Origin of the sequence: Caulobacter sp. BE254, from assembly GCF_031457295.1 — a bacterium.
Classification (GTDB): Bacteria; Pseudomonadota; Alphaproteobacteria; order Caulobacterales; family Caulobacteraceae; genus Caulobacter.
This window is the reverse complement of record NZ_JAVDWJ010000003.1, coordinates 426312-447270: the sequence shown is the minus strand read 5'-3', so window position 1 is coordinate 447270 and position 20959 is coordinate 426312. Positions and strand designations below refer to the sequence as shown.

At 69.4% G+C, this 20959-nt stretch carries 23 protein-coding genes; 12 read left to right on the top strand and 11 right to left on the bottom strand.

Annotated elements, in window-relative coordinates; genetic code table 11:
* Positions 1-114 precede the first annotated feature (114 nt).
* From J2X41_RS08895 to folE, 8 genes are all read right to left on the bottom strand, one after another.
* Entirely contained in the window at positions 115-339 is a 225-nt protein-coding gene (locus tag J2X41_RS08895) for a DUF4170 domain-containing protein (protein WP_035076686.1), read from the bottom strand.
* Between the two features lie 24 nt (positions 340-363).
* On the bottom strand, positions 364-1149 hold the full coding sequence (locus J2X41_RS08890; protein WP_310081243.1) for a 3'(2'),5'-bisphosphate nucleotidase CysQ: 786 nt from the start codon (positions 1147-1149) through the stop codon (positions 364-366).
* Complete coding sequence (locus tag J2X41_RS08885) at positions 1146-2477, bottom strand: TldD/PmbA family protein (RefSeq protein WP_310081242.1); 1332 nt, start codon at positions 2475-2477, stop codon at positions 1146-1148. The genes J2X41_RS08890 and J2X41_RS08885 overlap by 4 nt, the downstream gene beginning before the upstream one ends.
* Positions 2478-2573: 96 nt before the next feature.
* The gene (locus J2X41_RS08880) at positions 2574-3542 is read right to left on the bottom strand and encodes an alpha/beta hydrolase (protein WP_310081241.1); all 969 of its coding nucleotides are present in this window, start codon (positions 3540-3542) and stop codon (positions 2574-2576) included.
* Positions 3543-3622: 80 nt separating this feature from the next.
* A complete protein-coding gene (locus tag J2X41_RS08875) occupies positions 3623-4024 on the bottom strand; it encodes an MAPEG family protein (RefSeq protein ID WP_310081240.1) in 402 nt (133 codons plus the stop codon).
* A 90-nt stretch (positions 4025-4114) separates the two neighbouring features.
* Complete coding sequence (locus J2X41_RS08870; protein WP_310081239.1) at positions 4115-4378, bottom strand: hypothetical protein; 264 nt, start codon at positions 4376-4378, stop codon at positions 4115-4117.
* Positions 4379-4456: 78 nt separating this feature from the next.
* Positions 4457-6283 (bottom strand): M14 family metallopeptidase, encoded by a 1827-nt coding sequence (locus J2X41_RS08865; RefSeq protein ID WP_310081238.1) that lies wholly within the window; start codon positions 6281-6283, stop codon positions 4457-4459.
* 136 nt (positions 6284-6419) lie between these two features.
* On the bottom strand, positions 6420-7061 hold the full coding sequence (gene folE / locus J2X41_RS08860; RefSeq protein ID WP_310081237.1) for a GTP cyclohydrolase I FolE: 642 nt from the start codon (positions 7059-7061) through the stop codon (positions 6420-6422).
* A gap of 181 nt (positions 7062-7242) precedes the next feature.
* Here folE and cysS point away from each other — a divergent pair, with 181 nt between their 5' ends.
* From cysS to J2X41_RS08825, 7 genes are all read left to right on the top strand, one after another.
* On the top strand, positions 7243-8631 hold the full coding sequence (cysS, locus tag J2X41_RS08855) for a cysteine--tRNA ligase (RefSeq protein ID WP_310081235.1): 1389 nt from the start codon (positions 7243-7245) through the stop codon (positions 8629-8631).
* A 110-nt stretch (positions 8632-8741) separates the two neighbouring features.
* Complete coding sequence (locus J2X41_RS08850) at positions 8742-9254, top strand: DinB family protein (RefSeq protein WP_310081234.1); 513 nt, start codon at positions 8742-8744, stop codon at positions 9252-9254.
* A 5-nt stretch (positions 9255-9259) separates the two neighbouring features.
* Positions 9260-9721, top strand: coding sequence for an SRPBCC domain-containing protein (locus J2X41_RS08845; protein WP_310081233.1), 462 nt, complete (start codon positions 9260-9262; stop codon positions 9719-9721).
* A 5-nt stretch (positions 9722-9726) separates the two neighbouring features.
* On the top strand, positions 9727-10188 hold the full coding sequence (locus J2X41_RS08840; protein WP_310081232.1) for an iron-sulfur cluster assembly scaffold protein: 462 nt from the start codon (positions 9727-9729) through the stop codon (positions 10186-10188).
* A 54-nt stretch (positions 10189-10242) separates the two neighbouring features.
* Positions 10243-10497 (top strand): membrane protein insertion efficiency factor YidD, encoded by a 255-nt coding sequence (yidD, locus tag J2X41_RS08835; RefSeq protein ID WP_310081231.1) that lies wholly within the window; start codon positions 10243-10245, stop codon positions 10495-10497.
* Positions 10494-12470, top strand: a complete 1977-nt coding sequence (gene thrS / locus J2X41_RS08830; protein ID WP_310081230.1) for a threonine--tRNA ligase — start codon at positions 10494-10496, stop codon at positions 12468-12470. The genes yidD and thrS overlap by 4 nt, the downstream gene beginning before the upstream one ends.
* Complete coding sequence (locus J2X41_RS08825) at positions 12470-13396, top strand: glycosyltransferase family 2 protein (RefSeq protein WP_310081228.1); 927 nt, start codon at positions 12470-12472, stop codon at positions 13394-13396. The genes thrS and J2X41_RS08825 overlap by 1 nt, the downstream gene beginning before the upstream one ends.
* A 66-nt stretch (positions 13397-13462) precedes the next feature.
* Here J2X41_RS08825 and J2X41_RS08820 read toward each other — a convergent pair whose 3' ends face one another.
* On the bottom strand, positions 13463-14365 hold the full coding sequence (locus tag J2X41_RS08820; RefSeq protein WP_310081227.1) for a hydroxymethylglutaryl-CoA lyase: 903 nt from the start codon (positions 14363-14365) through the stop codon (positions 13463-13465).
* Positions 14362-16086 carry a glycosyltransferase family 39 protein gene (locus J2X41_RS08815; protein ID WP_310081258.1) on the bottom strand — a complete coding sequence of 575 codons (1725 nt, stop codon included), beginning with the start codon at positions 16084-16086 and terminating at the stop codon, positions 14362-14364. Before J2X41_RS08815 ends, J2X41_RS08820 begins: the two co-directional genes overlap by 4 nt.
* Before the next feature lie 55 nt (positions 16087-16141).
* Between J2X41_RS08815 and J2X41_RS08810 the strand changes: the two genes are divergently transcribed.
* From J2X41_RS08810 to J2X41_RS08790, 5 genes are all read left to right on the top strand, one after another.
* Entirely contained in the window at positions 16142-16891 is a 750-nt protein-coding gene (locus J2X41_RS08810; protein ID WP_310081226.1) for a glycosyltransferase family 2 protein, read from the top strand.
* A gap of 205 nt (positions 16892-17096) precedes the next feature.
* A complete protein-coding gene (locus tag J2X41_RS08805; protein ID WP_310081225.1) occupies positions 17097-17522 on the top strand; it encodes a hypothetical protein in 426 nt (141 codons plus the stop codon).
* Between the two features lie 286 nt (positions 17523-17808).
* Complete coding sequence (locus J2X41_RS08800; protein ID WP_310081224.1) at positions 17809-19098, top strand: acetyl-CoA C-acyltransferase; 1290 nt, start codon at positions 17809-17811, stop codon at positions 19096-19098.
* A gap of 80 nt (positions 19099-19178) precedes the next feature.
* On the top strand, positions 19179-20063 hold the full coding sequence (locus J2X41_RS08795) for a hypothetical protein (RefSeq protein ID WP_310081223.1): 885 nt from the start codon (positions 19179-19181) through the stop codon (positions 20061-20063).
* Positions 20064-20217: 154 nt separating this feature from the next.
* Entirely contained in the window at positions 20218-20541 is a 324-nt protein-coding gene (locus tag J2X41_RS08790; protein ID WP_310081222.1) for a DNA-binding protein, read from the top strand.
* Here the strand turns inward: J2X41_RS08790 and J2X41_RS08785 are convergent.
* Positions 20538-20864: a hypothetical protein gene (locus J2X41_RS08785; RefSeq protein ID WP_310081220.1), complete on the bottom strand. Its 327-nt coding sequence runs from the start codon at positions 20862-20864 to the stop codon at positions 20538-20540. The two genes, J2X41_RS08790 and J2X41_RS08785, sit on opposite strands and share 4 nt — an antisense overlap.
* Positions 20865-20959 lie beyond the last annotated feature (95 nt).

The window sequence follows — 20959 nt, the reverse complement described above, 5'->3', positions numbered from 1 at the left end:
AGCCGCGAACATCTCCATCCGACCGTCTCCCTCTCACAAGGAGACACCCTCAGAATCCCGTTCGGACCAAAAATCCATATGCGATTCCCCTGCCCCTATGGGGGAGGGTCTGGATCAGTCCGTGCTCGGATCCAGCAGCTTGTGGGCGTGGATGATGAAATACCGCGCGTGGGCGTTGTCGACCGTGGCCTGGGCCTTGGCCTTCCAGGCCTTGTGGGCGTCGGCGTAGCTGGCGTAGGCGCCGACGAACTCGACCTTCGACAGGTCGCGGAACTCGATGTCGGAAACGTTCTTCAGTTCACCGCCGATCACGAGGTGAAGAAGCTGCTTGTCGCTCATGGCGTGGAATTTCCTGCGCGGAAGTTATCGTTGCGGCAGGTCGATATGCCCGACGCGTGACAGGATCAACGGGTGAAGCGCGCGATTGGCGCAAACGACGCTCGGAAGCAGCGGATTTGGCCGATTATAGGTGAAGGCGCGGCCCTTGTGGTCGCTCAGCACCGCCCCGGCCTCGGCGCAGATCAGGTCGGCGGCGGCCAGGTCCCACTCGTTCTTCGGCGACAGGGCGACGGCCGCGTCGAAGGCGCCGGCGGCCACCAGGCACAGGCGGTAGGCGATCGAGTTGCGGCTCTCCACCCGCATCGGCGGCCAGGGCTCGATCCAGGCCGGATGGGCGAACATCTTGGCGTCGCCCAGCATGGCGGCGTCCTCGAGGTCGTCGGTGTCGCTGGGGCTGATCGCCGCGCCGTTCAGGGTGGCGCCGCCGTCCAGGGTGGCGGCGTAGGTCTCGTCCAGGGCGGGCGCGTGGACCACGGCGGCCACCGGGCGGCCGGCCTCGACCACGGCGATCGACACCGCGAACCAGGGCTTGCCCTTCATGAAGGCCACGGTGCCGTCGATCGGGTCGACGACGAACTGGCGCGGCGTGGTCAGGCGAGCCGGATCGTCGGCCGTCTCCTCCGACAGCCAGCCATAGGCCGGCCGGGCCGCGCCCAGGCGGTCCTTCAGCAGGGTGTCGACCGCCAGGTCGGCGTCGGTGACCGGCGAGCCGCCGTCCTTGGACCAGACCTTCAGTCCGCCCTCGCGGGCCGAGAGCGCCAGGGCTCCGGCCTCGCGCGCCGCCGTCAGGATCAGGTCCAGGTCGGTCATTTTCCGGCGATCGCCAGGGCGTCGACCAGCAGGGACGGGCTGTTGCTGGCCCCGCGGATCTCCAGGTCCGAGCCGGGGACCAGGCGGGCGTAGATGTCGATCAGGTTGCCGGCCACGGTGATCTCGGTGACCGGGCCGGTCGAGACGCCGTTCTCGAACCACAAGCCCGAGCAGCCCACCGACCAGTCGCCGGTGTTGCCGTTCAGCGACGGCCCGAACATCGAGGTGACCAGAAGGCCCGTTCCGGCGTCGGCCATCAGCCCGGCCAGGTCCCGGTCGCCCGGCTGCAGGGTCAGGTTATGGGTCGAGACGCCGGACGGGCCGGCCAGGCCGCGCGAGGCGTGGCCGGTGCTCCGCAGGCCCAGCTGCAAGGCCGAACCGATGTTCATGATCCAGGTGGTCAGCACGCCGTCGTCGATCAGGGCGCGCGCCTCGCAGGCCACGCCCTCGTCGTCGAACGGGGCCGAGCCCAGGCCGCGCGGCCGGAACGGATCGTCCAGCAGGGTCACGCCCCTGGCGAAGATCTGCTGGCCCAGCCTGTCTTTCAGGAACGAGGTCCCGCGGGCGATCGACGGGCCCGAGATCGCGCCGATCAGCGGGCTGAGCAGCGAGATGGCCAGGCGGTTCTCGAAGATCACCGGGGCGGTGGTGGAGTCCAGCTTGCGCGGGTTCAGCTTGGCGACGGCCAGCTCGCCGGCCTTGCGGCCGATGCTTTCGGGCGTGGGCAGGTCGGCGGCGTGGCGGGTCGAGCGGCCCTCGCCGCCGCGCTCCATGCCCGCGCCCTCGCCGGCGATGGCCGAGGCCGAGACGCCGAAGCCGCTGGCTTGATGCAGGCCGGAAAAGCCTTCGCTGGTGACCAGCCGCCAGGTCGAGGCGCTCCACGACGACGAGCCGCCGTCGGAATTGGTCACGCCCGCGACGCCGCGGGCCGCGGCCTCGGCCTCGCGGGCCTGGGCCTCCAGGGTCTCGGCCGCGGGCTCGGTCGGGTCGAACAGGTCCAGGTCGCGGAACGGCGCGCGGGCCAGGCGCTCGGCGGGCGCGAGCGCGGCGTAGGGGTCCTCGGGGGCCAGGCGGGCCATGGCCACGGCCCGGTCGATCAGCTTGGCGCGGCCCTCGGCCGAGATGTCCGAGCCCGACACCGTGGCGCTCTGCTTGCCGACGAACACCCGCAGGCCGACGTCGCGGGACTCCTCGCGCTCGACCTCCTCCAATTCGCCCAGGCGGACGCCGACGGAGAGGGATTGGCGCTGCGCGAACACGGCTTCGGCGGCGTCGGCGCCCGCGGTTCGCGCGGCGGCGAGCACGTCATGCAACAGGTTTTCGTCCATGCGGTCTTATGGACGAGGGCGCGGGGCGGGGGCAAGGCGGGTTTGGGCGCCGCGTTGGAGTTCGCGCTCATCGTGCGGGACATCCTTGGCGCTGTTCTAAGGGCGCTGGCGGACCGCTCGAACCACGTCGACCACGGCGTCGATGACCGCCTGCGGTTGGTCCTGCGCCACCATGTGGCCGGAGTCGGCGACAAGCCGATGTCGGCCGCGTGTGGAGAGCCGGGCTAGGTCCTTGTTGGCCGAAAGCTTAGCGGCCTGGAGTTTCGCACGCTTTTCGGCCGGGATGGCGCGGCCAAGTCCCTGGTCCGACGTCAAAACCCACACAGGCCGATCGCCAAAGGCGCCCGGCTGACGGGCTTTGAGCGACAGGGAGGCGTTCGGGATTTGGATCTCGTCCAGACGGGCGGCGGCATAGGCTGGGCGACGTTGAATGGCGAGGTAGGTTTCCTGAAGTTGCGCGCTCCACTGGGCCTCTCCCCGGCCGATGCAGAAGCTGTCCGCGGCCGCGTCAGGATCAAGGGCGCCAGCTTCCGCACGCGCGAGGCAGCGGCGGAGCATGCCGTAGATCTGAGCGTCCGCGATCGGGTCGCTCTTGAAGACGTCCACCTCGGGACTGGCCGGATCTATCAGCACCAGGCCCGCCACCACATCGGGGTGGGCGGCGGTGAAGGCTCGGACGAAGACGGCCGCCTTGGATCCTCCAACCAGAACATAGGGCGGGGCGATTTCCGCCGCGCTCAGGAGCGCCTCTAGGTCGGCGGTGATCGATGCGAGACTCGCAGGACGCTTGCCGGGGCTGCTGAATCCCATCCCGGCCCGATCATAGGCGCACACTCGCGTGACCTGGGCCAAGGCGTCGTGCACCGGCGCCCAATCGAGGCTCCAGGACGACCAGCCGGGTTCGAGGACGACCGTGGGCGCGCCGGTCCCCCGACAGTCGAGATTGAGCACGCGATCCTTGGAAAGGGGGACCAGTCGCGCCGGGCGCTCATAGGCGGCTTCCGGATTCCGGTCGTTGGGATTGGCGACCGCCGCCAAGGCCAGGGCCAACAACGCACCGAGCATATTGCCTCACCAAGATCAGCGTGAAGCTCAGCTTTTCAGGCAAATTTACAACTGTCAACCGTTGATGGGAGGGTCCCTGATCACCCGATCGCGTAGAACAGCAGCGCCACGCCGCCGAACACATAGGCCACCCAGGTGCAGATCATGCCGACGGCGCGGGGGATCGAGGCGCCGCCGCTGTTGGACAGGCCCACGGCGTGGATCAGCCGGCCGGCGAACAGGGCCAGGCCGACCACGTGGATGGCCAGCGGCGGGGCGCCGACCAGGGCCAGGACGATGATCGCCGCCAGGCCGACGGGGATGTATTCGCTGGCGTTGCCGAAGGCGCGGATGGCGCGGGCCAGCTCCGGAATGCCCTCGTCGCCCATGGCGATCTTGTGTTTCTGCCGCAGGCGCACGGTCAGCAGCGACAGGGTAAGCAACAGGAAGACATGCAGCCCCACCCAAAGGGCGGCGGCGTGACCGGAAGCGATGGTGTCCATCGGTGGCGACTCTTCGAAACACTAAGCGAACGCGCGGGCATAAGGGTCAGCGTTTGGCGGGACTGGCAAGCGGTCTCGTCGGAGAAGCGACTAGGGCGTCTTGTCGAGCCAGACGGGACGGTCTTCGGGCGCGCCCGTCCAGGTCCAGTCTCGAAGCAGGTCGAGAATGTCCTCGCGGGACCGGTAGGCCCCCTCCGCGCCGACGTCGAAGACCGAATAGGCAAAGCCCGCGGCAAGGATCGCCTCGCGGTGGGATCGGATCGCTTCATAGTCCGCGACGATCAGCGTCCCTTTGGCGCCGCCGAAGCCCCGGAGCCGCAAATCGATCGGCGCGCAACCGGTCGGCAGTTTCACAAGCAGGGGTCCGTCAAATTCGAGGCCCAAGGCCTCGGCCGCTGGCCGCCAACTATCAATGTGCCGCCAGGCCACGCCCTACAGCTCCCGCCCCACCGGATAGAGCCGGTAGTGGTCGTCGTAATAGGGCGTCCGCGCGTAGAACCACCCCAGGCGCGCGTCGGGATCGGCCGCGAACTTCGGGTCCGCCGCCAGCCGGGCCTCGAACTCGGCCTTCAGCTTGGGATCGGCGGCCAGCATCTTCTCGGCCAGCGGGGCGATGGCGTAGCCCTCGATATATTCGACGCGCTGCAGCACCTCGGGGAACATGCCCCAGGCGAAGAAGCTCTCGTCGCTTTCCGGCTCCAGCAGCAGGGTGATCATCTCGCCCAGCGGCTGGTCGGTGGGGACGCGCACCGAGCCGGCGGGGAAGGTCACCGTGCGGGTCTCGTGGGTGACCGGGCCGGCGGCGATCTCGACATGGCCCTCGTTGGCGCGGGTCGCCAGCTTGGGGGCGGTGAAGCGGATCATGTCGACCGACACCGCCTTGGGCGCGGCCAGGGTCTCCATCGCCACGCCGTGAATGCGCAGGCGCTCGATCACCTCGGGCTTGGCCGACGAGATCCAGTAGGCCTTGGCCGGGGTCAGGTCGAGCGCCGGCTCGCTGGTGTAGAGCGGCAGCCGCCAGGGCTGCGGATCGGGCTGGCCCAGCCAGCGGATCTCCTTGCGGCCCGAGGCGGGGGAGTCGTAGGTCTCGTACCGCACGCCCAGGAAGCTGACGGTGTGCAGCGGCTTGCCGGCGCCGCCGAAACTGGTCCCGAAATTGGCCTTGACCACGGCCGGGCGCTGGGCGCGGTCCTGCTGCTCGGCCGCGCGCAGGGCGGCGCCGTCCCGCGCCAGGACCTTCAGGGTCTCCTCCAGTAGGACATAGGTGCCCAGCACCCGTTGGCGATACGGCTTCAGCGAGTGGTTCTCGACCAGCACCGTGGCGATCCGCGCCGCGTCGCCATAGCCGTTGGAATAGCGCAGCGAGGCCGGCGATGCGCCCAGGCCCTTCTTCGGGTCGCGATCGTCGAGGGCGAAGACCAGTTGGCCGGGGATGTGTCCCGCCGCCTTCAGCCCCGCCTCGGTGGCCGGCAGGAAGGTGTTGTCCAGCCAGGCGCTGGTCGCCTTGGACCGCGCGAAGTCGCCCTGGTAGCCGGCCCAGCCATAGGTGACGTCGTACTGGTAGTCCTCGCCGTCGGTGACGTGGATGTCCATGTAGAGGTCGGGCTTGACCCGGTCGATCAGCGCGATCATCGCCCGCATCTCCGGCGCGTCGAGCTTGCCGTAGTCGCGGTTCAGATTGAGGTTCTGAGCGGTGTGCCGCCAGCCCTGCACCGTCGGGCCGCGCTGGTTGGGCCGGCTGTAGGGCGACGCGCGCTCGTGGCCGTCGACGCTGAGGATCGGCACGAAGACCAGGTTGACCTTGTCGAGCAAGGCGTCCTTGCCGTGAAAGGCGATGTCCCGCAGCAGCATCATGCCGGCGTCCTTGCCGTCGATCTCGCCGGGGTGGATGCCGGCCTGGGCCAGCAGCACCGGCTTGTTGGGATCGAACCGGGCGCCGTCCTTGCTGACATAGACCACCAGCAGGTCGCGGCCCTCCGGCGACTTGCCGAAACTTTCCATGCGGATCAGCGGCGAGGCGGCGTCCAGCTTTTCCAGCCAGGCGCGGGTCTCGGCGTAGGTCGGCGAGGCGGTCAGGCCGGTCCGCTCGGACGGCGTGATCCACGGGTCGGACGGCTTGGCGACCAGCTTTTCGCTGGCCCCATGCCAGGGCAGGGCGGGGGGAAGGATTTCGGAGTCCCAGGGAGCTTTTGGAGTCTGCGCCATCGTCACGCTCGCCGTCATCGCGACGGCCAGGGCCGCCAGACAGGTCTTCAACATCTTCACGCCCCCACTGAAACGCCTTGCGTCCTTCGAGGCTCGCCTATGGCTCGCACCTCAGGATGAGGAAGTCAGCACAAAGTTCCTCATCCTGAGGCGCCGCGAAGCGGCCTCGAAGGACGCACGGACTTTCAACCTACTTCCGCGTCACCAGGTCCATGAACCGCTGCTGCAGGACCTTGTCGGTCTTGAACACGCCGCGGAACTGGGTGGTGATGGTCGAGACGTCGTGGTGGTGGACGCCGCGGGTCGACATGCACTGGTGCTCGGCGTCGATCAGCACGGCCACGCCGGCGGCGGCCAGGTGGTCCTCGATGGCGTCGGCCACCTGCATGGTCATGGTCTCCTGGGTCTGGAGACGCTTGGCGAAGATCTCGACCAGCCGCGCCAGCTTGGACAGGCCCACCACCTTGCCGGTGGGCATGTAGGCCACCCAGGCCTTGCCCAGGAACGGCGCCATGTGGTGCTCGCAGTGGCTCTGCACGTCGATGCCGCGCAGCATGACCATGTCGTCATAGCCCTGCACATCCTCGAAGGTGCGCGACAGCTCGACGGCCGGGTCGCCGCCATAGCCGGCGAACCACTCGCCATAGGCGTCGACCACGCGCTGGGGCGTATCGAGCAGGCCTTCGCGGTCGGGGTTGTCGCCGGCCCAGGCCAGCAAGGTCCGGACGGCGGCCATGGCCTCGTCTCGGGTGGGGCGCTGGGCGGGTTCAAGATCAAGACCGGTATCGCTGTCGAGGCCGATCAGGGTTCGCTCGCGGGTCAGTGCGTCCATGTGCGGGAAGGGTCTTTCCACGGGCTGAGTTGCGCCAGGACGCCTTTCGCCCTGGAATTACGCGTGCCACCCGTCGCGCGCCTTGAGCCATTTCAACCATGGTCGTGCGCGCGTGCTCTCGTTATATGGGGCCAACCCGTATCCCCGCAACACTCCCGCGACGTCAGGCCGCCCCGTTCCCATGACCATCAAGCTGTACGACACCATGGCGCGCGAGAAGCGCGACTTCGCCCCCGCCGATCCGAGCCGGGTGACGATGTATGTCTGCGGGCCGACGGTCTACAACCACGCCCATATCGGCAATTTCCGCCCCGTCGTGGTGTTCGACGTGCTGTTTCGCCTGCTGCGCCACGTCTATGGCGAGGACGCGGTGGTCTATGCCCGCAACGTCACCGACGTGGACGACAAGATCAACGCCAAGGCCACGGCCGAGGGCGTGGCGATCAAGGTGATCACCGACCGCTACCTGGCCGCCTACCACCAGGACGCCGACGCCCTGCTGGCCCTGCGCCCGACCCTGGAGCCCAAGGCCACCGAGCACATGGGCGCGATCGTCGAGATGATCGGCAAGCTGGTCGACAACGGCAAGGCCTACGCCGCCGAGGGCCACGTGCTGTTCGACACCCAGGCCTTCCCCGACTACGGCCAGCTGTCGGGCCGCGACCTGGACGACATGATCGCCGGGGCCCGGGTCGAGGTCGCGCCGTACAAGCGCCACCCGGCCGACTTCGTGCTGTGGAAGCCGTCCAAGGAAAACGAGCCCGAATGGGACAGCCCCTGGGGCGCGGGCCGGCCGGGCTGGCACATCGAGTGCTCGGCGATGATCGACCAGGCGCTGGGCCGGACCATCGACATCCACGGCGGCGGCATCGACCTGACCTTCCCGCACCACGAGAACGAGCTGGCCCAGAGCCGCTGCGCCCACGACCAGCCGGTCCTGGCCAATTACTGGCTGCACAACGGCTTCCTCGACATGTCGGGGGAGAAGATGTCCAAGAGCCTGGGCAATGTGATCATCCCGCACGAGCTGCTGGAGACCACGCCGGGCGAGGTGATCCGCTGGGCGCTGCTGTCGGGCCACTACCGCCAGCCGCTGGACTGGACGCCCGAGCTGATCGAGCAGAGCCGCAAGGCCCTGGACCGGCTGTACGGCGCCCTGCGTCGCGCCAAGACGGTCGAGGCCGGCGAGTCCGAGCCCTCCGACGAGGTGATGGCGGCCCTGTCGGACGACCTGAACACGCCGCTGGCGGTGTCGGGCTTCTTCGAGTTGTCCAGCGCCATCGAGCGGGCGGTGACGGCGGGCGACGAGCCGGCGATCACCGCCAACAAGGGGCGGCTCCTGGCCTCGGCCGGCCTGCTGGGCTTCCTGCAGGCCGACCCGGATGCCTGGTTCGAGGGTGACGCCGACGACGACCTGAAGGCCAAGGTCGAGGACCTGCTCAAGCGCCGGGTCGAGGCCCGGACCGCCAAGGACTGGACCGCCGCCGACGCCATCCGCGCCGAGCTGGACGGCCTGGGCGTGGTGGTCATGGACGGCCCGGCCGGCGCCACCTGGCGGATGAAGGACTAGGGATGACAGCGGACGGGGACAGGCGCATGCGCCTGTCCCCGATCGGCGAATAGGGATTGGTGTAGGGCTAAATTACACTCATAATTCGCCGGGATGAGCGGAGTTTTTCGATGCACGCCCTTTTCCAGATGTTCGCCGGCTACAACGCCTGGGCCAACCACCGCGTCCACGCGGCCTGCGCCCTGCTGGACGAGGCGGACTACAAGGCCGAGCGCGGGGCGTTCTTCGGCTCGATCCACGGCGCGCTGAACCATCTGATCGTCACCGACCGCATGTGGCTGGCGCGGCTGCGGGGCGAGGCCCTGCCGCCGCACGGCCTGGACGCGGTGATCTTCGACGACCTGGCGACCCTGCGCGAGGCGCGGGTCCACGAGGACGCGGCTCTGTCGGACCACGTCGCCGCCCTGACCGACGCGCAGCTGGCCGGCGCGTTCCGCTGGACGCGGATGGCCGACGGCGCGACGGTGACCCAGCCGCTGTGGGCCGCCCTGGCCCACGTCTTCAACCACCAGACCCACCATCGCGGCCAGGTCCATGGCCTGCTCAGCCAGGCCGGGATCGATCCGCCATCCCTCGACCTGCCGGTCTTCCAGAAGGCGAGCGGGCTCGGGTTCATCGAGTAGAAGACATGCAACGCGCCGTAGAATACCGCACCGGGGTGCTGGCCCCCGCCGAGATCGTCTGGGAGGTGGTCTCCGACTTCGCGTCGTGGAAGGACTGGAATCCGGTCCATCCGCGCATGGAGGGCGAGATGCGCATCGGCACGTCGCTGCGCTTCGACCTGGTGCTCGGCGACGCGCCGGCCACGGCGGTCGAGGCGGTGGTCCAGGACTGGGTGCCCTACGAGCAGCTGCACTGGCGCACCAAGCGGCTGAAGGGGTTCGTCACCGCCATCCGCTATCTGGAGATCGAGAAGATGAGCGACATCGGCTCGACCTTCTCGAACGGCGAGCTGTTCATGGGGCCGCTGGTCCGCTTCGTCAGCCGCGACGAGCGGCGGCGCCTGAGGGCCGCCTTCACCCGGATGGGCGAGGCGGTGAAGGCGCGGGCCGAGCTCCTCTGGTCGCAGCGCCAGAACACCCCCACATAAGCGGCATGATCGACGACCTCTATTCGGCCCGCATCCTCACCCTGGTGGCCAACATGCCCCGGGCCGGACGGCTGGCCGCGCCGCACGCCAGCGCCGAGAAGACCGCCAAGCTGTGCGGCAGCCGGATCGTCGTCGACGTGACTGTGCAGGACGGCAAGGTGGCCGACTTCGCCCAGGACGTGGCGGCCTGCGCCCTGGGCCAGGCCTCGGCCGCGATCCTCGGCGCCCAGGTGGTCGGGGCCGAGCTTTCCGAGATCGAGTTGGCCCGCGACGCCTTGCGCGCTATGCTGAAGTCAGGCGGCCCGCCTCCCCAGGGCCGATTTGCGGAGCTCGCCGTGCTGGAGCCGGTCAAGGACTATCCCGCCCGTCACGCCTCGACGCTTTTGGCGTTCGAGGCCACGGTCGAGGCTGTCCGCCAGGCCACAGCGGCGACCCAAACCCGAACTAGCCGCGTCGGCGCCGCTTGATCGGAACTTTTCGCTAGTCGATAAGGTCCCGACTCCGTTCGCGAAAGCGCCGGCATGACACTCTACGAACGCACCGTCGACCTGGGCCTGCGGGCCTACAAGACGACGCTCTCGCCCTTCATCGGGCGTCAGTGCCGCTATTTGCCGACCTGCTCGGAATACGCGGCCCAGGCGCTCAAGGATCATGGACCCCTGAAGGGGTCCTGGCTCGCGGTGGGACGGATATGCCGATGCAATCCGTTAGGCGGCTCCGGGTACGACCCGCCGCCTCCGCCCCCCGAGCCGCGCAAGTGGAAATGTGAAGAATGATCGACCTGATTTTCCCCGACGGCTCGGCCCGCCAGTACCCTGACGGGGCGAGCGGCCGCGACGTGGCCGCCTCGATCTCCAAGTCGCTGGAGAAGAAGGCCCTGCTGATCAAGCTGGACGGCCAGCTGCTGGACCTGGATCGTCCGCTGACGCCCGACCTGCTGGGCGGCGGCAACAAGTTCGAGATCATCACGCGCGAGGCCCCCGAGGCGCTCGACACCATCCGCCACGACACGGCCCACGTGCTGGCCGAGGCGGTGCAGGAGCTGTTCCCCGGCACCCAGGTGACCATCGGCCCCAACGTCGAGGACGGCTTCTACTACGACTTCGCCCGCGACGAGCCGTTCAGCCTGGACGACCTGGCGGTGATCGAAAAGCGCATGCGCGAGATCGTCGACCGCGACGAGAAGATCACGCGCGAGGAGGTCGACCGCGACGCCGCCATCGCCGACTTCGAGGCCATGGGCGAAAGCTACAAGGCCCAGATCATCCGCGACCTGCCGGCCAGCGACACGATCACGGTCTATCACCAGGGCAAGTGGAAGGACCTTTGCCGGGGTCCCCACCTGCCGTCGACCAAGCATGTCGGCAAGGCCTTCAAGCTGACCAAGCTGGCCGGCGCCTACTGGCGCGGCGACCAGAACAACGCCCAGCTGCAGCGCATCTACGGCACGGCCTGGGCCAGCGAGGCCGATCTGGAGGCGCACCTCAAGCGGATCGAGGAGGCCGAGAAGCGCGACCACCGCAAGCTGGGCAAGACCATGGACCTCTTCCACATCCAGGAAGAGGGCAAGGGCATGGTGTTCTGGCACCCCAAGGGCTGGACCCTGTACCTGGCGCTGGAGGCCTATATGCGCCGCCGCCTGGACGCGGCCGGCTATCGCGAGGTCAAGACGCCGCAGATCCTCGACAAGAGCCTGTGGGAGCGCTCGGGCCACGCCGAGAAGTTCGGCCACGCCATGTTCATGTGCGAGAGCGCCGAGGGCGAGGTCCTGGCCGTCAAGCCGATGAACTGCCCCGGCCACATCCAGATCTTCAACGTCGGCCAGAAGAGCTATCGCGAGCTGCCGCTGCGCATGGCCGAGTTCGGCGCCTGCCACCGCTACGAGCCGTCGGGCGCCATGCACGGCATCATGCGGGTGCGGGCCTTCACCCAGGACGACGCCCACATCTTCTGCCGCGAAGAGCAGGTCACGGAGGAATCCGCCCGCTTCATCGAACTGTTGCGCAGCGTCTATAGCGACCTCGGCATGCATCTGGCCGACACCAAGTTCTCGACGCGTCCGGAGCTTCGCGCGGGCACGGACGAGGTCTGGGACAAGGCCGAGGCGGCGCTGTCGGCGGCCGCCGAGGCGGCGGGCGAGACCCTGGTCCTGCAGGAGGGCGAAGGCGCCTTCTACGGCCCCAAGCTGGAATTCTCGCTGAAGGACGCCATCGGCCGAGTCTGGCAGTGCGGCACGCTGCAGCTGGACTTCGTGCTGCCCGAGCGCCTGGACGCCGAATACGTGGCCGAGGACGGCTCCAAGCAGCGGCCGGTCATGCTGCACCGGGCGATCCTGGGCTCGTTCGAGCGCTTCATCGGCATCCTGCTGGAAAACTACGCCGGCCATCTGCCGCTGTGGCTGGCGCCGACCCAGGTCGTGGTGGCCACGATCACGTCGGACGCCGACGACTACGCCCAACGCGTGGCCGACCGATTGACTTCCCTGGGCGTTCGCGCAGAGGTCGATTTCAGGAACGAGAAGATCAACTACAAGATTCGCGAGCACAGTCTCGCGAAAGTGCCGGTGATTGCTGTGGTCGGACGCAAGGAGGCCGAGAACGGAGAAGTCGCCCTGCGTCGCCTCGGCGGCGAGGGGCAGAGGGTGCTGTCTCTGGAGGACGCCGTGCGCGCCCTGACCGAGGAAGCCACCCCGCCGGACCTCGCCCGTGACCGCGTCGCAGCGGCGCCCTCGGAGTTGGCCCAGGCCTGATGAACAGTATTCTTCCCTCGCATTCGACCTTCGTCACGGGCGCGCGGCCGATCCGGCCGCGCGTCTCGGTGGTCATGGTGGTCTACCAGACGGGAGAAGCCCTGATCAAAAGCATCGAGCACGTGCTGGCCGAGCCGCTGGTCGACGAGTTCGTGATCATCGACAACGGCTCGCCGCCCGCGGAGGCCGAACGGCTGCGCGCCCTGGGACGCGCCGAGGCGCGGGTCGTGCTGCAGCAGGGGCACGGCAATGTCGGCTTCGCGCGCGGCGCCAACATGGGGGCCGAGACCGCGCGGGGCGAATACATCGTCTTCCTCAATCCCGACGCCAACCTGCAAGACGGCTGCATCGAAGCCCTGGTCTCGGCCTTCGAGAACCAGCCGGTTCCCACCGTGGTCGGCGCGCGGGTGATGAACACCGACGGCACCGAGCAGCGCGGCGGCCGCCGCGGCGAGGTCACGCCGGTCACCACCCTGCTCAGCTTCGGCCACCTGACGTCGGTGTTCAAAAGCCTGGCCAAGTTCGAAATCCACCGCGAGGACGAGGCCCTGCCCGAGGCGCCCGTGCCGATGCCGACCATCTCCGGCGCCTGCTTCGCCCTGCGCCGCGCGGATTTCGAACTGCTGGGCGGCTTCGACGAGGGCTATTTCCTGCACGTCGAGGACATCGACCTGTGCTGGCGCGCGCGCCAGGCGGGCGGCCAGGTGCTGTTCCAGCCGGCCGCCGAGGTCATCCACCTGGGCCACACCAGCCTGGAGCACCCGCTGAAGGTCGAATTCCACAAGGGCGTGGGCCTGTCGCGCTACTTCATCAAGCGGGCCGACACCGTCCAGCGCTACGTGATCGCCGTCCTGCTGGCCCCGGCCATCCTGCTGATGAGCGTCTCGCGACCGATGATCTGGAAGATCACGGGGCGGCCGATCTAGGGATCGCGCACCACCCTTTCAATCGTCATCCCGGGCCTTGGCCCGGGATGACGGTGGTTATAAGGATTAGGCCGGAAACCCGCCGGCCCGCGCCAGCGAAGACGCCGGAGCGCTCTTGCCCAGCCGTTCGCTGATCTGGCAGCCGATCTCGATCAGGGCCGACAGGTCGTAGCCGGTCTCGAAGCCGGCGCGCTCCAGCATGTAGACCAGGTCCTCGGTGCCGATGTTGCCGGTGGCGTTCGGGGCGAACGGGCAGCCGCCCAGGCCGCCGACCGAGGCGTCCAGCACGTCGACCCCGGCCTCGACGCTGGCATAGGCGTTGGCCAGGCCGGTGTTGCGGGTGTCGTGGAAGTGCATCCGCAGCCGGACGTCCGGGGCGGCGGCGCGCACGGCCTCGATCCGCCGGCGGACGGTCCACGGATCGGCGACCCCGATGGTGTCGGCGATGGCGATCTCGGCCACGCCCATCGACGCCGCCTCGCGGGCGATGGCCACGACCTGGTCCTCCGACACCTCGCCGTCGAACGGGCAGCCGAAGGCCACCGAGATCGTGGCGGTGATCGGCGGGCCGCCCTCCACCGCCTGGCGCTCGACGATGGCGGCCAGGGCGTCGACCTGCTGGGCGGCGGTCGCCCCCTGGTTGGCCAGGCCGAAGCCGTCGGTGGCGCAGACGACCACGTTGGCCTCATCACAGCCGGCGGCTGCGCAGCGCTCCCAGCCGCGCATGTTCAGCACCAGGCCGATCCGCGAGCGTTCCAGGTCCGGCGTCAGGGCCGCCTGGATCTCCTCGGCCCCGGCCATCTGCGGCACGCGGTTGGGATTGACGAACGACACGGTCTCGATGCGTCGGGCGCCGGCGGCCTCCAGCCGGCGGATCAGGTCCAGCTTCTCGTCCACCGGCAGGGACAGTTTCTCGTTCTGCAGCCCGTCGCGCGGGCCGACCTCGACGATCTGGATGAAGCGGCTCATGGGCGGACCTCCGCTTGGGTTTCGGCGGTCTCTTCGCCGGCCTCGTCCGCCTCGTCGCCGGGCTGGATGGGCGCGCCGCGATAGAGCGTCAGGCGCTCCTTGTCGCCGTCGGAATAGTCGAAGCCGTCGACCACGCCGGCCGGCCGGGCGGCCTGGCCCAGGGCGGCGAGGGCGGCGCGGAAGGCCTTGTCCTGGCGGCCCTCGACCACGGCGGGACGGCCCTGGGCGACCGCCTGGGCCGCGCCGGCCGGGTCGGTCAGCTCGGTGGTGGTGCCCAGCAGGAAGACCATGCTCGGCTCGGAATAGCCGGTGACCGCCACTGGGCCGGGCGCTCCGCCGCGAGGCGCGAGGTCGGCCTGTTCCAGGGCCTTCTCAAGGCGCGGCGACAGCAGCAGCGGCTCCAGCCGCGGGACCAGCAGGCCGACCAGGGCCGCGTGGGCGGCGATCCCCAGCGCCCCGGCCGTGACCAGGGCGATGGCGGCGGTCCGGCGCATCAGCAGGACGGCGCCGACCACGCCGGCGGCCGCGAACAGCAGGGCGGTCAGGACGGTCGCCGGCAGGTCGGACGGGTCGCCGTACTCGACCTGCAGATAGACGGCCCCGGCGCCGAAGATCAGTCCGGCCAGGGTCGACAGGATCGCGCCGATCAGGCGGGGGATCCGAGGCAAGGGCGCCCGTAGCGAGGCGGCCATCAGCATGGCCAGGGCCGGCACAGCGGGCAGGGTGTAGTGGACCAGCTTGGTCGGCAGCAGCTCGAACACCAGCCAGGTCGGGATCAGCCAGCACAGGGCGAAGCGCACCCCCGCCTCCTTGCGGCCGGTCCAGCCCAGCACGACGCCGGACGGCAGCAGCAGGCTGGCCGGGAACACCAGCAGGAAGGCCGCCAGGGCGTAGACCCCGAACGGCGCGCCGTGGCTTTCCTGACCGCCGGCCAGCTTGGGGGCCAGGTCGCTGCCCACGGCGGTCGACCAGAAGGTCCCGTCGGTGGCGACGGTGATCATCATCGCCCAGGGCAGGACGATGGCCGCCGCCAGGGTCAGGCCCCAGCCCCAGCCCAGGTCCTTGATCCACGGCGCCTTGCGGTCCCAGATCCACAGGGCCGCGACGCTGAGCGCCACCACCATCAGCCCGACCGGACCCTTGATCAGCACGCCCATGGCCAGGCCGATCCAGAAGGCCAGCTTGGTCCAACGATGAACCTTCCCGCCGGCAAGATGAGCCGCGTAGATCCGGGCCACGGCCGCCATGGCCAGGGTGGTGAAGCCGCACAGGGCCGCGTCGGTCTTGGCGATGAACGCCTCGGTCGACAGCAGGATCGTCGCGCCCAGGATGCCGCCGGCCAGCAGGCCGGTCTTCGGACCCAGCAGGGCCGACGCGCCCCAGGCGCAGGCCGCCGCCGCCAGCATGGCCCCCAGCAGCGACGGGATGCGATAGGCCCAGATCCCGCGGTCCTCGGCGGCCGAGAAGGCGGTGACGCTGGCCGCCTGCAGCCAGTGGATGCCGACCGGCTTCTTGAAGCGCGGCTGGTCCTGGAACTTGATGACGACCATGTCGTCGGTTTCCAGCATCTGGGCGGTGGCCTGGGCGAAGCGCGATTCGTCGCGGTCCAGCGGCGGCATGGCGAACAGGCCGGGCAGGCCGGCGATCAGGGCCACCAGGGCCGCGAACAGCGGACCGCGCCAGCCGCGGCTCCAGTCATCCAGGCGAGATTCAAGCGTCATCATGGTGGAATAGCACGATCCTTCTTTTAGGCTATTTTTGCGCTATGAGAGGGCGATGAACGCCACCGCTTCCGTCTCCGCCGGCCCTGGGCCCGACTATTCCGTCGTCGTGCCCGTTTTCGACGAAGGCGGGGCGGCGCCCGCCCTGGCGCGCGAGATCGCCGCCGCCTTCGCGGGCGAGAACCACGAGATCATCTTCATCGACGACGCCAGCCGCGACGACACCAAGGCCCTGCTGACGGCGCTGAAGGCCGAGATCCCGCAGCTGCGGGTGCTGAGCCACCGCAAGAACTCGGGCCAGAGCCGGGCCGTGCGCAGCGGCGTGCTGGCCGCCCGCGCCCCGATCGTCGTCACCCTGGACGGCGACGGCCAGAACGACCCGGCCGACGCGCCGCGCCTGGCCAAGGCCCTCAAGGCGGCGCCGGCCGAGTTGGCCCTGGTGGGCGGCGAGCGGGTCAAGCGCCAGGACAGTTCGGCCAAGCGCTGGGCCTCGAAGTTCGGCAACGGCGTGCGCAAGCGCCTGCTGCGGGACACCGCCAACGACACCGGCTGCGGGCTCAAGGCCTTCCGCCGCGAGGCCTTCCTGCGGCTGCCCTATTTCGATCATATCCACCGCTACATCCCGGCCCTGATGCTGCGCGAGGGCTATCAGGTGGCGTTCCAGCCGGTGAACCATCGCCACCGCGAGAGCGGGGTGTCGAAATACACCAATTTCGGCCGGCTCAAGGCCTCGGTGTCCGACCTGCTGGGCGTGATGTGGCTGCAGACCCGGGCCCGCAACCCGCAGGGCGTGGACGAGGTCTGAACTCGGTGCGTCCTTCGAGGCGCGCTCAGGAGCGCGCACCTCAGGATGAGGAAATCCAGCGCGGAGCTCCTCATCCTGAGGCGCCCGCGCGGCGGGCCTCGAAGGACGCAGGGCCGCGCCGCCACTTGCGAACGGCCGCCTTTCGGGAAACCGCGAAACCCGTTAAGCCTGACCTTCCGGGCCGGTCTTCGGGGGAGAGCCAACCATGTTCGCCGCGTTTCCGCTGCTGGCCCTGCCGGTGCTGGTCTACAACCTGGTCGTCCTGACCTTCGCGGGCGGTTTCGCCGCCAACGCCGCCCAGTACCGCCTGGCCGAGCAGCTGTTCACCATCCGCATGACCTCGAAGGCCGAGTGGGCCGTCAGCCTGGGCGACCTGCTGATCGCCGCGGCCCTGGTGGTGCTGTTCGTCGAACTGCTGAAGTCGACGACCAGCCGCAGGATCGCGATCGTCAACCACTCGCTGTCGATGGTGCTGTTCATCGGCTGCCTGGTCGAGTTCCTGCTGTTCCCGGCCTTCGGCACCTCGGTATTCTTCCTGCTGACCATGATGGTGCTGCTGGACGTGCTGGCCGGCTTCATCGTCACCATCGTCTCGGCCCGCCGCGACGTGGATTTCGGCGACGCGCGCTGAGGGCGCCATCAACGCCGCGCGCAAGCCGTTTCGATCTATCCCAAATAGCACCGTCATTCCGGGCCTTGTGCCCGGAACCCCTCTGTCCGCCGCAAGTGCGGGAGGGGCGGTTCGCTGGCGAACCGCTTGCGTCTCACGTGTCAGCTGAACCAGGGGTTCCGGGCACAAGGCCCGGAATGACGGTGGAGAGGGGGATAGGAAGACGCTCCACCGCGAAATTCGACAAGACCCTTGTCGCCGAGCCGGGCCATGCTGACATCCGAGGTTTCCCCGAAGGATCACGACCATGGCGTCCAAACCCGACATCTGGCTGGCGGCCGGCCTTCGCACCCCGTTCGCCAAGGTCGACGGGCCGCTGAAGGCCTATGACGCCATCGCCCTGTCGGCGCCGGTGGTGCAAGCCATGCTCGCCCAACTCTCCCAGAAAGAAGGGGGCGCGCGTCCCGACTTCGCGATCTGGGGCACGGTGATCCCCAACCTGACCTGGAGCAACCTGGCCCGCGAGGTGCTGCTGGACGCCGGGGCCGACCCGACCATCCCGGCCTTCTCGACGATCATGGCCTGCTCGACCAGCATGATCGGCGTGATCGAGGCCGCAGGCATGATCGACGGGCGCGGCCGCGACCTGGCCCTGGTCGGCGGGGTCGAGAGCATGAGCAAGGTCCAGGTGGGGGCCAGCATCGCCTTCTCCGACTGGCTCAAGGGCTTCCAGGCCGCCAAGACGCCGGGCCAGAAACTGGCGCACCTGGGCAAGCTGAAGGCCAGCGACCTGAAACTGTGGATCCCCAAGGTCGCCAACCGCACCACGGGCTTGTCGATGGGGGAGCACACCGAGATCACAGCCAAGGAATGGAAGCTGTCGCGGGCCGACCAGGACCAGATCGCCTTCGAAAGCCACCAGCACGCGGTCGCGGCCTGGGATGCCGGCTTCTTCGACGACCTGGTGATCCCGGTCGGCGATCTGAAGCGCGATGCGATCCCCCGCAAGGACTCGACGCTGGAGAAGCTGGCCAAGCTGGGTCCCGCCTTCGACAAGACCAGCGGCCAGGGCACGCTGACGGCCGGCAATTCCTCGCCCCTGACCGACGGCGCGGCGGCGATCTGGGTGGCGTCCGAGGCCGGCCTGGCCCGCCTGCCCGCGACCACGCCGCGCGTGAGGGTGGTCGACTACGAGGTCACCTCGATCGATCTGCGCCACGAGGGTCTGCTGATGGCCCCGGCCTACGGCGTGCCGCGCCTGCTGGCCCGCAACGGCCTGAAATACGCCGATGTCGGCCTGTGGGAGATCCACGAGGCTTTCGCCGCCCAGGTGCTGTCGCACATCGCCGCCTGGGAGGACGAGGCCTTCCGCCGGACCAAGGCGGGGGTCGAGGCCGACCTCGGCCCGTTCCCCCGCGAGCGGATGAACCCCACCGGCGGCAGCCTGGCGCTCGGCCACCCGTTCGGGGCGACCGGCGCGCGGATCCTCAGCCAGGCGGTCAAGGAACTGGCCACCCGGCCCAAGGGCGAGAAGGCTGTCGTCAGCATCTGCGCCGACGGCGGCCAGGGCACGATGATGCTGCTGGAGAGCGCCTAGGCGTCGACCCCTTGCCCCGCCGGCTCGGGTTTGGTCTCTAGGCGCGAGGCGTCTTTCGCGGCGTCGAAGGGGAGCACCGGATGCGAAGAGGGCTTGCCGCCGTCCTGGCGTTGATCGCGGTCTTGGCGGCGAACGGCGTCGCCGCGGCGGCCAGTCCGAGCCGAACCCTGGAGATTCCGCGCGCCGACGGCACGAGCATCCAGGTGGCGTTGTTCGACCGTGGCGCGGGGCCCGCCGATCGCCTCCTTCTGGTGGTGACCGGTTCCGACTGTCGCAAGGCCGTGGCTCAAAGGTGGATCGACCAGACGGTGGCGGCGGCCGGCCCGCGCTGGGTCGCCGTGGTCGACAAGGACGGGGCGTCGGCGGACGGGACCTGCGGGGCCGGCTACGAGGCCCACGCGACCGAAGAGGCCCGCTGGTACGATCATCTGGCCGCCATGCGGCGGTTGAAGCACGAGCTGGGCCTGAGGCCGTCGGGGGCGTTCCAGGTGATGGCCTTGTCGGCGGGCGGCCTGACGGGCTGCGCCTTGGCGGCGGCGTCCGACGACGTCGGGGCCCTGGCCCTGCTGAGCACGGGCGGCGGCATGATCTTCGCCGACGAGCTGCGCCTGCTCTCCAAGGGCGACGCGGACATGGCCGCCAATATCGAGCGGATGTCGCGCGATCCCCGGATGGGGCAGACCTGGATGGGGGGGACCAATCCGCAGATCTGGTGGTGGTCGGTTCTGGGCAAGCGCTGCCTGCCCCTGCTGCGCGGAACGACGATTCCCGTGCTGATCGTTCACGGCGACAAGGATACGTCGGTGCCGGTCGAGAGCGCCCGAACCCTGCGCGAAGGCCTGGCGGGCGCGGGCCCGGCGGTCACCTATATGGAAATGCCGACCGAGCACGACCTGGGCTTGAAGAACCTGCCGGCCGATCAGAACGGCGTGGCTCGGGCCCTGGCCTGGCTCGGGCCCCGCTGACCTTCAGGTCAGGGCCGTGAAGATCAGGGTCACGACGGCGATGTCGAAGAAGCGGGTGACGGCGCTGAGCAGCATGAACGGGTCTCGAGGTCTGGATCCGCCTCGCGCCAAGCAAGACTGGCGCCAACGCCGCCTCCTGCGTTAGCCTTCGCCCATGGCATTGTTCTTCGACCAGTCCTGGTACGACGCGCGGCTGGCCGAGCGGGGGCTGTCGCGGACGGTGCTGGCCGCCGTCGCCGGAATGACCGGCGAGGAGCTGGTCCTGGCCTACAAGGACCAGCGCGAGCTGACCGCCGCCCAGATCGCCGCCTTCGCCGAGCTTCTGGGCGTGCCGCTGGCCGAGGCCGCGCGCCGGGCCGGGATCGGCGCGCACGCGGGGCCTTCGCCGATCGAAGCGCCGTCGCTGGACCAGAAGGTGGCGATGCTGGAGGCGCGGGTGGCCGCGCTGGAGGCGGAGTTGGCCCGGCTGAGGCGCTAGATCTCGGTCTTCTTGATCAGACCCGCCTTGGGGCGGCGGTCGGCCGGGCCGGAATATTCCGTGCCGAGATAGGTCGAACGCGCCGCGTCGAGCACTTCCTGCCCACCGCGCAAACCGCGCTTCTGGCCGCTCTGGCCCATCAGGTGGGCGGCGAAGGTCGCGAAGGCGCTCCGGCGGGGCGGCGGCGGGGCGGCCGGCTGCTCGTCGCGCACGAAGGTCACGTCCTCCTCGCCGTCCGCCTCGGGACGGTCGGCGTCGCGGGGCGCGGGTAGCGCCCGGCGGGCGGCCGCGGCGCGGCGGATGGGATCGATCGGGCCGTTCATGGTGAAGAGTTGTGGCCGATGACGGTTAAGGCCGGGTCAGCCGGCGTGGTTAAGGGGTCGTTGATCCGGTTGGGGGCAGGCGCATGCGCCTGTCC